The sequence below is a fragment of the Nocardia sp. NPDC050718 genome (genome assembly GCF_040654235.1).
Taxonomy (GTDB): domain Bacteria; phylum Actinomycetota; class Actinomycetes; order Mycobacteriales; family Mycobacteriaceae; genus Nocardia.
Genome location: NZ_JBFAHQ010000004.1, coordinates 354,264 through 366,825 on the forward strand (window position 1 = coordinate 354,264; position 12,562 = coordinate 366,825).

Below are 12,562 nucleotides of genomic sequence, written 5' to 3' on the forward strand. Positions count from 1 at the left end.
GTCTAGTCCGCCTGGCGTGACGGACCACCGAACCGCCTGCGCGGTACCGCTGGTACCACGTACTGTGGGGCGCATGGTGTCCACAGAGATCGTGACCGCCGACGGAGTCGTGCGCGGTCGTGCGGGCCGTCGAGTCGTCAGCTGGCGAGCCCTTCCCTACGCGGCCGCGCCCGTCGGAGAACTCCGATTCCGCGCGCCCCAACCCGTGCGACCGTGGACGGGGGTGCGCTCGGCGACGGAGTACGGCTTCGCGGCGATGCAGCACCCCAACGGTGCGCGCACCGGCCCCCGCACGTGGCAGCCGACCGGTGAGGACTGTCTGACCCTGAACGTGACCGCGCCGGCGACGCCGTCGGCGAGTCCGCGGCCGGTCATGGTTTTCATCCACGGCGGCGGGTACGTGATCGGTGCCGCGAGCATGTACTCGGGTGCGCGATTGGCGGTGCGCGGCGACGTGGTCGTGGTGTCGGTGACCTACCGGCTCGGGGCCATGGGCTATGTCGATTTCAGCGAGTTCTCCACGCCGGAGCGGCCTTTCGAGTCGAACCTCGGGCTGCGGGATCAGGTCGCCGCGCTCGAATGGGTGCGGCGCAATATCGCCGCGTTCGGTGGTGACCCGGAGAATGTGACCATCTTCGGCGAGTCGGCGGGCGCGCACGCGGTGGTCGCGCTGCTGGCGACCCCGGCCGCGAAGGGCTTGTTCCACCGGGCGATCGCGCAGAGCGCGCCCGCGGACTGGACCGCCGAGCCGGCGGAGGCGCGGCGCTTCGCGCGCAGCTGCCTGGAACGGCTGGGCGCCGGTCCTGCCGACGCCGCGACCGTGCTGGCGACGACGCTGGCGAGCGAGTTGTGCCGGGCGGCCGATCGGGCGCTGTACCGGACGCTGCGGGAACGGCCGGGCAGTTTCCCGTACACGCCGGTGGTGGACGGAGAGTTCCTGCCGGAGGCGCCGATCGACGCGATCGCCGGGGGCCGTGCGCATCGGGTGCCGTTGATCATCGGGACGAACCGCGACGAGGCGACGCTGTTCCAGCGGTTCATGAAGTCGGTGCCGCACACGCCCGCACAGCTCACCACCACGTTCGGACGCTGCGATCCGGGGGCGGAGCAGCGCGTGGTCCGGAGCTATCCCGGGTATCCGGCCGCGCGGACCGCGGTGCGGATCGGCGGTGACTTCATGTTCCTGCGGCCGACACTGGCCGTCCTGGAGGGCCACAGCCGGTTCGCGCCGACCTACGCCTACCGTTTCGACTACGCGCCACGTGCCGTGCGGCTGGCCGGGTTCGGTGCGACGCACGCGCTGGATCTGGTGCCGGTGTTCGGCTGGGTGGACAGTCCGGTCGGCCGGGCGATGACAGCCGCGGGTGGGCGGCGGGCCTTCCGTGCGGTGCAGGACCACGTGCAGGACAACTGGGTGAGTTTCGCCCGGACGGGGGAGCCGCTGGCGGCGTGGTCGCCGTATACGGCCGAGCGGAGGGCGACCTGCATCATCGACCATCCGCCGCGGGTGCTGATCGATCCCGAGGCGGCGCGGCGGGAAGCCTGGCGCGATGTCCGGATCTCCGCGCTGGGTGGTTCGGCCGATCGGAAGAACGAGGCATGACGGTCGAGCTGGACGCGGGGCTGCTGGCGGAGCGCATCAGGGCGCTCTACGCCGAGGACGAGCAGATCCGGGCGGCGACGCCGCTCGAGGACGTGCACGCGGCGGTCACCACGCCGGGTCTGCCACTGGCGCACATCGTTTCGACGGTGATGACCGGCTACACGGATCGGCCCGCGCTCGGTATCCGGCGCACCGAGCCGGTGGTCGAGGGCGGGCGGGTCACGCGGCGGCTGCTGCCGGAGTTCGAGTCGGTGACCTACGGCGAGGTGTGGGCGCGGGCTCGGGCGCTGGCTGCCGCGTGGCACGCGGCGGGGGTCGGGGCGGGGGATTTCGTCGCGACGCTCGGATTCACCGGGGCCGATTACACGGTGCTGGATCTGGCGACGATCCATCTGGCCGGGGTGGCGGTGCCCTTGCAGTCGGGTGCCGGTCTCGCGCAGTTGCGGTCGATCCTGGATGAGACGGGGCCGCGGGTGTTCGCGGTCGACACGGCGCATCTGGCGATCGCGGTCGAGACGGTGCTGGCCGGTACGCCACCGAATTCGCTGCTGGTGTTCGATCATCACGCGGACGACGACGATCACCGGGACGCGCTGGCCGCCGCCCGCGCCCGGCTGACCGCGGCGGGTTCGACAGTCACGCTGCACACCATCGACGAGGCGATCGCCCAGGGCAGAGTCGTCGAGCCCGCGCCGCTGACGGTGCCGGGGCCGGACGAGGATCCGCTGGCGATGCTGATCTACACCTCCGGCAGTACGGGGACGCCGAAGGGCGCGATGTACACCCATCGGCTGGTGGCGGCGGGTTGGCAGCCCGCCCGTCCGGTGGCGGTGCTCAATGTGAACTTCCTGCCGATGAGTCACATCGCGGCGCGGTTGACGCTGACCGGTGTGCTGGCGCGGGGCGGGACGGCGTATTTCGCGGCGGCGCCGGATATGTCGACTTTGTTCGAGGACATCGAGCTGGTGCGGCCGACGGAGATCTTCCTGGTGCCGCGGGTGTGCGACATGATCCTGCAGCGGTTCCGGCGTGAGGTGGATCGGCGGTCGGATCCGGGGGTGGATCCGGCGGTGCTGGCCGAGGAGGTCCGGACGGAGCTGCGCGAACAGTTCCTGGGTGGCCGGTTGATGACGGTGCTGTGTGGGAGCGCGCCGATCGCGCCGGATCTGCGGGAGTTCGTGGAGTCGGTGTTGCGGTTGCGGTTGCACGATGGTTACGGGTCGACCGAGACCGGGGGCGGTGTCATCTTCGATACCAAAGTGATGCGGCCGCCGGTGTTGGACTACAAGCTGGTCGATGTGCCGGAGCTCGGCTATTTCGGGACCGATAAGCCGTATCCGCGGGGTGAGCTGTTGCTCAAGACGACCACGATGATCTCGGGCTATTACCGGCGGCCGGAGGTCACCGCGGCGGTGTTCGACGAGGACGGTTTCTGCCGCACGGGTGATGTGGTCGCGGAGCTGGCGCCGGATCGGCTGGCCTATGTGGATCGGCGCAACAATGTGCTGAAGCTGTCGCAGGGGGAGTTCGTGACGGTGTCACGGCTCGAGGCGGTGTTCGCGGGGGCGGATCTGGTGCGGCAGATCTTCGTGTACGGCAGCAGTGAGCGGGCGTATCTGCTGGCGGTGGTGGTGCCGACGGAGGCGGCGCTCGCCGGGCCTGCCGAGGAGGTGCGGGCCGCGGTGAGTGCGTCGTTGCAGCGGGTGGCGGTGGCGGCGGAGCTGGAGCCGTATGAGATCCCGCGTGATTTCCTGCTCGAGACCGAGCCGTTCTCGATCGCGAACGGCCTGCTGTCCGGGGTCGGGAAGTTGTTGCGGCCCAAGCTGAAGCAGTGGTACGGCCCGCGCCTGGAGGCGCTGTACGACGATGTCGCGCGCGATCAGGAGGCGGAGTTGCAGCGGTTGCGCCGCGACGCTGCCGGTCTGCCGGTGTACGAGACGGTCGCGCGGGCGGCGCGCGCGGTGCTCGGGTGTTCGGCCACCGAGTTGCGGCCCGGGGCGCGGTTCGGTGATCTGGGTGGGGATTCGCTGGCGGCGCTGTCGTATTCGACGCTGCTGCGGGAGTTGCTCGGGGTCGAGGTGCCGGTGAACGTGTTGCTCGGACCGGACAGTGATCTGGCGCGGATCGCGGACTACGTCGGCCGGGAGCGTGAACCGGGCGCCCGGCGAACCGATGTCGAGGCGGTGCACGGTGTCGGTGCGACCGAGATCCGCGCGGCGGATCTCACGCTGGCGAAGTTCCTGGACGCGGAGATGTTGGATCGCGCCCGGGAGCTGCCGCCCGCCACGGTGCCGCCGTCCACTGTGCTGATCACGGGGGCGAACGGCTATCTGGGGCGGTTCCTGCTGCTGACCTGGCTGGAGCGGTTGGCGCCGCTGGGTGGTCGGGTGATCTGTGTGGTCCGAGGTGGGGACGCGGCTGCCGCGCGTGCGCGGCTGGCGGCGGTGTTCGCGACCGATCCCGCACTGCGCGAGCACTTCCGCGCGCTCGCCGACGGTGTGCTCGAGGTGGTGCCGGGGGATATCGGGGAGCCGGATCTCGGGCTGTCCGCGGCGGTGTGGCGGCGGCTGGCCGAGGAGGTGGATCTGATCGTGCATTCGGCGGCGCTGGTGAATCATGTGCTGCCGTATGGGCAGTTGTTCGGTCCGAACGTGGTCGGGACCGCCGAGGTGATCCGGCTGGCGTTGACGGCGACGCGCAAGCCGGTGAGCTATCTGTCGACCGTGGCGGTGGCGGCGCAGGGGGAGTCGTTCGCCGAGGACGGTGACGTGCGGGTGATGAGTCCGGTCCGGCGGGTGGAGGCGAGCTACGCAAACGGGTACGGCAACAGCAAGTGGGCCGGTGAGGTGCTGTTGCGGGAGGTGTCGGAGCGGTTCGGGTTGCCGGTGGCGGTGTTCCGGTCGGACATGATCCTGGCGCACAGCGACTATCCCGGTCAGCTGAATGTGCCCGACGTATTCACCCGGTTGCTGTTGAGTGTGCTCGTGACCGGTCTCGCGCCCGCGTCGTTCTATCTGACCGACGCCAACGGGCGGCGGCAGCGCGCGCACTACGACGGGTTGCCTGCCGATTTCGTCGCCGCGGCGGTGACGGGGCTGGGTGCGGCGGCGGTGACGGGGTACCGGACCTTCGATGTGGTCAATCCGCACGACGACGGTGTTTCGCTGGACAGTTTCGTGGATTGGCTGATCGAGGCGGGGCATCGGATCGATCGGATCGATGACTACGCCGACTGGTTCGCGCGTTTCGAGACCGCGCTGCGCGCGCTGCCGGAGGAGCAGCGCAGGCACACGCTGCTGCCGCTGTTGCAGGCGCATCGTCGTCCGGGGCGGCCGCTGCCGGGTTCGGCGCTGCCCGCCGAGGGATTCCGGGCGGCGGTGCGTGCGGCGGGGATCGGTGCGGAGCGCGATATCCCGCACCTGGGTCCGGAACTGATCGGCAAGTATGTCCGCGATCTGGCCGGGCTCGGTCTGCTCGGTCTCCGGAGCGAATAGCGGTGCGGGTCAGTGGGATCCACTCGGGGCCGCGGCGAGCAGTGGCGTGCTGGGCGGCGCCGGTCGGGGGACCTCGCCGCGCAGGGTGGTCCGGTTGATCAGGGCGTTGCGGGTGGCGCCGCGGATCTCGCGGGCGAGGTCGGCGACGACGGCCGGTGCGTTGCCGCGCTGATGGCGCAGCGCACCGGCGACCAGGCGCAGGGCGAGGGAGGGGGTGTGCAGGTCGGCGGGCGGGCGGGTGCGGGAGAAGATGCCGGTGGTGATCCGGGCCAGTTCGGGGTCGGTGGTGGCGCGGCGGTAGAGCTCGATCTCCAAGGGATGCATGGCTTCGCCGCGGGCCAGGCGGTTGGTCCAGTGGAAGATGGCGCGGCAGTCGATGATGCGGCGGCGTTCCCACTCGTGCAGTGCCCGGTCGAGTGCGGCCGGGTCGTCGAGGGTGGCGGCCACCGTCTCCCCGAGTAGTCGGCCGTAGCGTAGGGCGTCGCGGATGCCCTGGGCGGTCACCGGGTCCTTGAAGTGGCCGGAGTCGCCGGGCAGTGCCCAGCCGGGACCGGTGGATCGGCGGAAATAGGAGGCGATGCCGGTCGCCGAGCGGACGCGGCCGACGCGTTCGCAGCCGTCGAGCCGGGCGGCGAGGGCGGGAATCCGTGCGACGGCTTCGGTGTAGCGGCGTTTGGCTTCGCCGGGGCCGGTGCGTTCCCGGCTCGCCGGTGGCTGGACCAGGCTCAGGACCAGGCCGTCGTCGCAGGGGAACGCGGTGCCGAGATCGGCGCCTGCGCGCCATTGGGCGGCGGTGTCGCGCGGGGTGTCGCCGTGGTCGCGCCAGTAGGCGTAGTAGCAGTCGCGGCCGCTGGGGACGGTGAGGAACGGTTCGTCGGCGCCCACGGCGCGGGCGATGCTGCTGTGCCTGCCGTCGGCGCCGACGACCAGTGCGGCGCGGATCTCGACGACGGCGCCGGTGCGGTCGGTGTAGCGGACGCCGGCGCAGCGATCGCCTGCCCAGAGGACGGAGGTGACCCGGCAGCGGGTGCGGACGTCGGCGCCCGCGGCGATGGCGGCGCGGACGAGGACGTCGTCGAGGCCGGTGCGGCGCACGCACATGGCGTAGTCGATGCCGTCGACGGTGGGGAAGGTGGAGGTGATGCCGTAGCCGGCGCCTTCGGCGTAGGCCTGGGTCAGCCGGGGTGCGCCGAGGGCCTTGACGTCGGCGAGGACGCCCAGTGTCCGGAGTTCGGCGAGTCCGGCGGGCCAGAGCAGGTGGGTGGACAGGGTTTCCGAGGGCAGGGGTGCGGCGTCGAGGACGATGACGCTGCGGCCCGCTCGTGCCGACGTCACTGCGGTCGCCGCGCCGGCGCAGCGCGCGCCGACTATGACGACGTCGGCCGACTCGGCCGAGGTGACGGGGGAATCGAGCATGGGTACCGCCTCGGTCATCGAGTCTCGGACAGTGTGTCCGAGAAGATGATCCGGTCGGCGGCGACCACTGTCAACAGAGCGTGGAGGCCACGGATTCGCGGCTGCTCGGCCGTTGCCGGTCCACGGCGGTGGTCGCGGGGCACAATGGGCGCATGGTCGACGCACGAGGGCTCGCGGCCGAGCAGTTCGGGAGCCGCTGATGTCCTCGCTGACCCGTGTTCCGCGATCGGCGCGGAAGTCGGCCGGTGACCGTCGTTCGGAGTTCGAGCCGCGGGTGTTGCGGGCGGTGGAGGACCTGCTGGCCGAGGGCACTCCGTTCACCGAGCTGGCGGTGCAGCGGATCGCCGCCGCGTCGGGGTCGGCCAGATCCACGTTCTACCGGTATTTTCCGGACAAGAGCAGTCTGTTGGTGCGGCTGGGTGAGCTGGCCACCGCCGATCTATTCGCGGCCGCGGAGCGGTGGTGGAGTGCCGAGCGCACCGAGCGGCAGGCCGGTGTCGTCGATGCCGCTGCCGCGATGATCGAGGGGGTGCGGGCGCACCGCTATCTATTGCTGGCGTTGAGTGAGGTCGCCGCGTACGACCGGGAGGTCGGCGCCTATTGGCGGGCGCGGGTGGCCGCGTTCACCGAGCTGGTCGGGGCGCGGCTGGCGGCGGATCGGGCGGCGGGACGGGTCGCCGCGCAGCTGGATCCGCGCGCCACCGCGGTGATCCTGACCTCGATGGTCGAGCGCACGATGGCCGTGGCCTGCTCCGCCGACACCGACACCGGGATCGAGGACGGGGAGCTGGCCGCGGCGCTGGGGCGGGCCATCTGGCTGGTCGTCTACGGCGACGCGCCCTGATCGGTCAGCGGAGGGCGGCGTCGGGGGCGAAGGAGGTGAGTCCGACGTCGCGGTACTTGCTGACGAGGTGCTGGTATTTGCGCCGGTTGCGAGCCATGGGGGAGTCGGTGACGGTCGCGGGCAGGCGGTCGAAGGCCACGCGCAGGGCCTTGGTGATCGCCTGGAATTCGCGGTCGTGGCGGCGGGTCCAGGGGTAGGGCATGTGGGCGCGCACGTCGGGATGCATGATGCCGCAGCCGAGCACCATCAGGAGGTGGCCGAGCGCGGGTGAGCTGAGCCGCCACAGTGGTCCGGTGGCGGCGGGCAGGAAGAACGGCCGCGGGGCGTGCCGGACGGTGGCGACGGCGGTGGCCAGGGCGGGGGTGGGCCGGAGTTCGGTGGCGGCCATGTGGGCGTAGTGGGCGACGAGTTCGGTGTAGTCCTCGATCGGTCGCGACTTGCCGGGCAGGTGCAGGCCGGCGGTCTTGTGCCGGTAGTGGTCCCAGATGGCCTGGTTCTCGGCGCGGGTCGGTTCGGCGTCGGTGAGGGCGAGGTAGGCGCCGCGCTGGACGAAGAAGGTGGAGTACAGGATCCAGTTCCATGACTGGGGGTTGAGCGCGGAGTACCGTTCGCCGTCCGGGCCGACGCCTTTGACCTCGCGGTGCAGCACCATCAGGCGTTCGGCCTCGGTCGCCCGGTCGGGGTCTTCGCCGTGGTAGATCAGCTGGTCGGCGGCGGCGGTGCGGACCGCGCGGGCCCACGGTTCGGTGCGTGCGCGTCCGGTGTCCTCCAGGGCCGCGGAGACCGGCGGCAGCATGGTCTGGTCGAACAGGCCGACGCCGAAGAGGCTGAACAGCACGGAGCCGCCGACCCGTTCGAAGCGGGCGACGGCGTCGGAGACGTGGTCGGGCGTCGTCGCGGGCGCGATGTGGGGCACGGGACAGGTCATGGGAACTCCTTTGTTCCAGCGTCGCGGACCGCCGGTCCGGTCGATTTTCTGGCGCTATTCTGGTGTCGCGCGACTCCAGAAACTCGTGTGGTGTCAGAGTGCACCAGAATGACGGGATGGTCAAGAGCATGGGTGAAGATTCCGCGGACGCCGCCACGCCGCGCGCCTACGCGGGCGTGACGGCCGACGAACGCCGCTCACGCCGCCGGGCGGCCCTGGTCGAAGCGGCGCTGGATCTGCTCGCCGAGGGTGGCGCCCCCGCGGTCACCAAACGAGCGGTCTGCGCGCGCGCACGACTGAACGACCGCTACTTCTACGAACAGTTCGCCGACCGTGACGTGCTGCTGACGGCGATGGCCGACGACCAGACGACCGAGGGCATCGCCGCCGTGGTCACCGCCACCCGCGCTGCCGCCCCCGACGTCGACAGCCAGGTCCACGCGGCCGCCGATGCCGCCCTCGGCTTCCTGATCGCCGACCCGCGCCGGTCCGCCCTGCTGTTCACCGCCCACAGCACCGAGGCGCTGCAATCCGCGCGGGTGTCCACCCAGCACGCCATCGCCCGCACCATGGCGGCAGTGGGTCGTGAGTTGTTCCCGGAATCGGCGACCCGCGAACTGGACTCCGAGATGGCCGCCTACACCGTGGTCAGTGGCACCCTCGAATTGGTCGCGGCGTGGATGCGCGGGGAGTTCGACACCACCCGAGAGCATCTCACCGAGGTGATCGCCCGCCAGCTGCTCCAGATCAGGTTCGCCGACAACCCGCGCGCGACCCCCGCCGGCTGAGGTCAGCCGCGCGGCGCGGCGATCCAGTCGTGCCAGCCACCCGCGAGGACCAGCTCGGCCAGCCGGCGGTAGCCATCGCTGCCCGGATGCGCGCCGTCGCCGGCCGTCACCTCCGCACGCCAGATCGGGTCCTCGGCCAGGGTCGCGGTGACATCGATGAACGGGACTTCCCGTGCGTGGCAGAGCGCGCCCATCTGTTCGGCGAGCTCGGTGACGCGGCGCAGATGCGGTTCGCCCGCGTCGATCACCGGTGGCGGGCCGACGACCAGCGGGGCCAACGCGCGCTGGTGGGCGCCGTCGAGGATCGTCGTGAGATTGTCCAGGGTGCGGTCCGGATCGACCCGGGGCGCGCCGTTCTCCTCGACCGCGTCGTTGGCGCCGAAGGACAGGACAAGTCGCTGGTCGGCTTCGGTCTGCACGCGCGGCTCGATCTCGGTCCAGCAGCGGCGCAGGACGTCCGTGGAGGTGTTGCGCCGGATTCCGAGGTTGAACGCGGTCGTTCCGGCGCCGGTGGCGGCGAGTACACGGCCCACCCACCCCTGGTACTCGGGGTCGCCGATGCCCTGCACGAACGAGTCGCCGAAGAAGAAGACGCGAAGATCTGCACTCACCCGCATGACACTATGGGGCCCGCTGGGCGCGATGTCAGCTCGCCCAGCCCAGCCTGCGCAGTACCCGGTCGCTGCGTGCGGACCCGGATTCCCTGCGGGCGACGTGGACCGCCGCGAGCGCGGCGCCGAGGCCCGCCCCGGCCGCGTTGAGCAGGACATCGTCGATCGAGGACACCCGGCCCAGCTCGAGCACGTATTGGAGCAGCTCGAGCGTGGTCGAGACGAGTGCGCCGACCGCCGTCATCCGCAGCACGCCCGCCAGGCGCGGAAACCGCAGGGGGAGCAGGAAACCCAGCGGCACGAACAGGATCAGATTGGCGCCGACCTGGACGACGGCGGTGCCCGGTGCCGCGCCGAGCGTGTCGAGCAGGTCCCGCAGTGGCACCGCGCTGATCGCGCGTTCTCCGGCGGCGGGGGTGAGGATCATCCACACCCACGGCAGGGTGGCGCCGAGGATCCCGACCTCGGCGATCGAATGCCGCAACGCCTGTCTACGCGGTAGTCCGGCGCGGAGCCTGCGACGGATCAGCAGCGCGGTCGCGGCGGCCAGTGCGGGCACCGCCACCAGCCAGACGATCAGGACATGCCCCCACGACGCCCACACGCTCCCCACCGCTCCCACGATAGCGGCGGCTCAGGGCGCGACGATGCGGGCGGCGGCGAAGACGGTGGCGGCGCGGCGGGTCGAGAGTTGTTCGGTGTCGCCGCGTTCGGCCGCGAACCGGGCCTGCATGGCGTTGGTGCGGGTCAGGTCGGAGAGCATGCGCAGCAGGATGACCGGCGGTACGGCGTCGGTGAGCAGTCCTTCGCGTTGTCCGCGGCGCAGTTCGGTCAGTTTGGCGTCGATGGTGCGGCGCAGCAGCGGTCCGATGTGGGCGCCTTCGGGTTCCAGGTCGGACCAGGCTTGCAGGCGCGCGTTGTCGGGGTGGGCGACGAAGTGGTCGAAGAGGCGGCCGACGTAGGCGGGCACGTCGTCGGCGCGCAGCGCGGTCTCCTCGGCGGTTTCGGTGGTCCAGCGCTCGGTGACGGCCGCGTAGAGCTCGTTCTTGCCGGGGAAGTAGGCGTAGAGGCGGTCCTTGCTGGCGTGCGCGGCGTCGGCGATGCGGTTGATCCGGGCGCCGGCGATGCCGTATTCGGCGAACTCCGCCTTGGCGGCAGCGAGTATTCGCTCCCGGGTTGCCTCACCTGCCGCACGCATGGCCGGAATCGTACCCCTCTTGCCGAACCAACTGGTTCGGAACTATGGTCCGTTCGGAACCAGATGGTTCTGGAATCGGCGAGACGAGGACACCATGGGCGCGGACAAGCCACGTTGGCAGCAACTCCGGGAGCAGACCGAGGGCGTCTCCACCGCCGAACTGGACGCGCTATGGACCCGGCTACGCCCGGCCCGCACCGACGACATCCTGGGCGAGTGGCGCGGCGACGCCTTCCAGACCGGTCACCCGCTGTGCCGAGCGCTGCCCGCGAGCCGCTGGTACGGCAAGAACTTCCTCGCCGTCGACGACGCCAAGCCGCTGATCTGCCGCGCCGAGGACGGCACCCTGTTCTCGAATGTCGAATTGGGACAGGGCGAGGCGACGCTGTGGAACATCGAGTTCCGCGGCGAGGTGACCGCGACCATGGTCTACGACGGGCGCGCGGTGTTCGACCACTTCAAGTGGCTCGACGAGAACACGCTGATGGGCATCATGAACGGGCGCGCCGAACTGGTCCTGTCCAAGGGCGAGTACTTCTACTTCCTGCTGGAACGGGTGTCCTGATGCGCACGACGGCGGTCCTGTCGCGTGATCCGGCCGCGGCGTTCTCGATCGAGGACGTCGAGATCGACGAGCCGCGCGGCGGGGAGATCCTGGTGCGGATCGCGGCGGCGGGCATCTGTCACACCGACCTGGTGACCCGGCGCGCCGGTGCGGCGGATCGGCCGATCCTGCTCGGGCACGAGGGTGCCGGTGTCGTGGCCGCGGTCGGGCCCGAGGTGCGCGCGGTGCGCCCCGGCGATCATGTCGTGCTGACGTTCCGGCATTGCGGCGAGTGCGCGACCTGCGTGGACGGGCGGCCGGCCTACTGTCAGCGTTCGGTCGCGCTCAACCAGTTCGGGCGGCGCGCGCACGAGGGAGCGCGGGTGTCGCGCGAGGGCGTCCCGGTGCTGGACGGTTTCTTCGGCCAGTCGAGTTTCGCCGGATACGCGCTGACCACCGAGGACAACACCATCGTCGTGGACCCGGCGCTGGACCTGGCCGTGGCCGCGCCGTTCGGCTGCGGTTTCCAGACCGGGGCGGGTGCGGTGCTCAACGTGCTGCGGCCCACGGCGGGGGCCTGGTTGGCGGTGTTCGGGGCTGGTGCTGTCGGGATGGCCGCCCTGCTGGCGGCGCGCTCGGTCGAGGGCGTGCGGGTGGTCGTGGTCGAAACCTCGGCGGCGCGCAGGGAACTGGCGCTCGAGCTCGGTGCCGAGGCCGCACTGGACCCCGCCGAGGGGCCGACCGTGCCGCGGCTGCGTGCGCTCACCGGTGGCGGTGTCACGCACGCGATCGATACCACCGGCGTGCCCGCGGTGCTCGGCGACGCCGTCGCCGCGCTGGCCACGGGGGCGACCGTGGTCGCGGTCGGGCTCGGCGCGGGCACCCCGCCGGTGGATGTCGGCGATATCGTGTTGCGCGGCAAGACGATTCGCGGATGCCTGGAAGGCGACAGTGTGCCGTCGACGTTCCTGCCGCACCTGCTCGGGCTGTACGCCGAGGGGCGGTTCCCGGTCGACCGGCTCATCGGCCGGTATCCGCACACCGAGGTCGACGCCGCGCTCGCCGACCAGCGCGCCGGGCGTGTGGTGAAGCCGGTGCTGACATGGTGAACGACTACTCCCGCGAACGGTCCCGCT

General features: G+C 71.2%; 11 protein-coding genes. 6 read left to right on the top strand and 5 right to left on the bottom strand.

All coding sequences use genetic code 11. The features are described 5' to 3' along the window. The first annotated feature begins 73 nt into the window (after window positions 1-73). Window positions 74-1,603, top strand: a complete 1,530-nt coding sequence (locus AB0H54_RS20630; RefSeq protein WP_357346923.1) for a carboxylesterase/lipase family protein — start codon at window positions 74-76, stop codon at window positions 1,601-1,603. After that, entirely contained in the window at window positions 1,600-5,097 is a 3,498-nt protein-coding gene (car, locus tag AB0H54_RS20635) for a carboxylic acid reductase (RefSeq protein ID WP_357346924.1), read from the top strand. Before AB0H54_RS20630 ends, car begins: the two co-directional genes overlap by 4 nt. A 9-nt stretch (window positions 5,098-5,106) precedes the next feature. Here the strand turns inward: car and AB0H54_RS20640 are convergent, their stop codons facing one another. After that, window positions 5,107-6,513, bottom strand: coding sequence for an NAD(P)/FAD-dependent oxidoreductase (locus AB0H54_RS20640; protein ID WP_357346925.1), 1,407 nt, complete (start codon window positions 6,511-6,513; stop codon window positions 5,107-5,109). Between the two features lie 199 nt (window positions 6,514-6,712). Here AB0H54_RS20640 and AB0H54_RS20645 point away from each other — a divergent pair, with 199 nt between their 5' ends. Further along, complete coding sequence (locus AB0H54_RS20645; RefSeq protein WP_357346926.1) at window positions 6,713-7,357, top strand: TetR/AcrR family transcriptional regulator; 645 nt, start codon at window positions 6,713-6,715, stop codon at window positions 7,355-7,357. Window positions 7,358-7,361: 4 nt separating this feature from the next. Here AB0H54_RS20645 and AB0H54_RS20650 read toward each other — a convergent pair whose 3' ends face one another. Beyond that, the gene (locus AB0H54_RS20650; RefSeq protein WP_357346927.1) at window positions 7,362-8,285 is read right to left on the bottom strand and encodes an oxygenase MpaB family protein; all 924 of its coding nucleotides are present in this window, start codon (window positions 8,283-8,285) and stop codon (window positions 7,362-7,364) included. Window positions 8,286-8,413: 128 nt separating this feature from the next. Between AB0H54_RS20650 and AB0H54_RS20655 the strand changes: the two genes are divergently transcribed. Beyond that, window positions 8,414-9,073, top strand: coding sequence for a TetR family transcriptional regulator (locus AB0H54_RS20655; protein WP_357346928.1), 660 nt, complete (start codon window positions 8,414-8,416; stop codon window positions 9,071-9,073). 2 nt (window positions 9,074-9,075) lie between these two features. Here the strand turns inward: AB0H54_RS20655 and AB0H54_RS20660 are convergent, their stop codons facing one another. Genes AB0H54_RS20660 through AB0H54_RS20670 form a run of 3 tightly spaced genes read right to left on the bottom strand, consistent with a single transcriptional unit; the run spans window position 9,076 to window position 10,882 of the window. Next, window positions 9,076-9,684 carry a GDSL-type esterase/lipase family protein gene (locus AB0H54_RS20660; protein ID WP_357346929.1) on the bottom strand — a complete coding sequence of 203 codons (609 nt, stop codon included), beginning with the start codon at window positions 9,682-9,684 and terminating at the stop codon, window positions 9,076-9,078. A 34-nt stretch (window positions 9,685-9,718) separates the two neighbouring features. Further along, window positions 9,719-10,297: a VanZ family protein gene (locus tag AB0H54_RS20665; protein ID WP_357346930.1), complete on the bottom strand. Its 579-nt coding sequence runs from the start codon at window positions 10,295-10,297 to the stop codon at window positions 9,719-9,721. Between the two features lie 21 nt (window positions 10,298-10,318). Continuing rightward, entirely contained in the window at window positions 10,319-10,882 is a 564-nt protein-coding gene (locus tag AB0H54_RS20670) for a TetR family transcriptional regulator (protein ID WP_357346931.1), read from the bottom strand. A 94-nt stretch (window positions 10,883-10,976) separates the two neighbouring features. Here AB0H54_RS20670 and AB0H54_RS20675 point away from each other — a divergent pair, with 94 nt between their 5' ends. Together AB0H54_RS20675 and AB0H54_RS20680 are read left to right on the top strand one after the other, a co-directional pair. Beyond that, complete coding sequence (locus AB0H54_RS20675) at window positions 10,977-11,447, top strand: DUF4334 domain-containing protein (protein ID WP_357346932.1); 471 nt, start codon at window positions 10,977-10,979, stop codon at window positions 11,445-11,447. Beyond that, a complete protein-coding gene (locus AB0H54_RS20680) occupies window positions 11,447-12,535 on the top strand; it encodes an NAD(P)-dependent alcohol dehydrogenase (RefSeq protein WP_357346933.1) in 1,089 nt (362 codons plus the stop codon). The genes AB0H54_RS20675 and AB0H54_RS20680 overlap by 1 nt, the downstream gene beginning before the upstream one ends. Window positions 12,536-12,562: the final 27 nt, after the last annotated feature.

What these genes read in the sequence shown, in the direction of transcription:
- AB0H54_RS20630 (WP_357346923.1), top strand. Translation starts at nt 74, where the DNA reads ATGGTGTCCACAGAGATCGTGACCGCCGACGGAGTCGTGCGCGGTCGT.
- car (WP_357346924.1), top strand. Translation starts at nt 1,600, where the DNA reads ATGACGGTCGAGCTGGACGCGGGGCTGCTGGCGGAGCGCATCAGGGCG.
- AB0H54_RS20640 (WP_357346925.1), bottom strand. Translation starts at nt 6,513, where the DNA reads ATGCTCGATTCCCCCGTCACCTCGGCCGAGTCGGCCGACGTCGTCATA.
- AB0H54_RS20645 (WP_357346926.1), top strand. Translation starts at nt 6,713, where the DNA reads ATGTCCTCGCTGACCCGTGTTCCGCGATCGGCGCGGAAGTCGGCCGGT.
- AB0H54_RS20650 (WP_357346927.1), bottom strand. Translation starts at nt 8,285, where the DNA reads ATGACCTGTCCCGTGCCCCACATCGCGCCCGCGACGACGCCCGACCAC.
- AB0H54_RS20655 (WP_357346928.1), top strand. Translation starts at nt 8,414, where the DNA reads ATGGGTGAAGATTCCGCGGACGCCGCCACGCCGCGCGCCTACGCGGGC.
- AB0H54_RS20670 (WP_357346931.1), bottom strand. Translation starts at nt 10,882, where the DNA reads ATGCGTGCGGCAGGTGAGGCAACCCGGGAGCGAATACTCGCTGCCGCC.
- AB0H54_RS20675 (WP_357346932.1), top strand. Translation starts at nt 10,977, where the DNA reads ATGGGCGCGGACAAGCCACGTTGGCAGCAACTCCGGGAGCAGACCGAG.
- AB0H54_RS20680 (WP_357346933.1), top strand. Translation starts at nt 11,447, where the DNA reads ATGCGCACGACGGCGGTCCTGTCGCGTGATCCGGCCGCGGCGTTCTCG.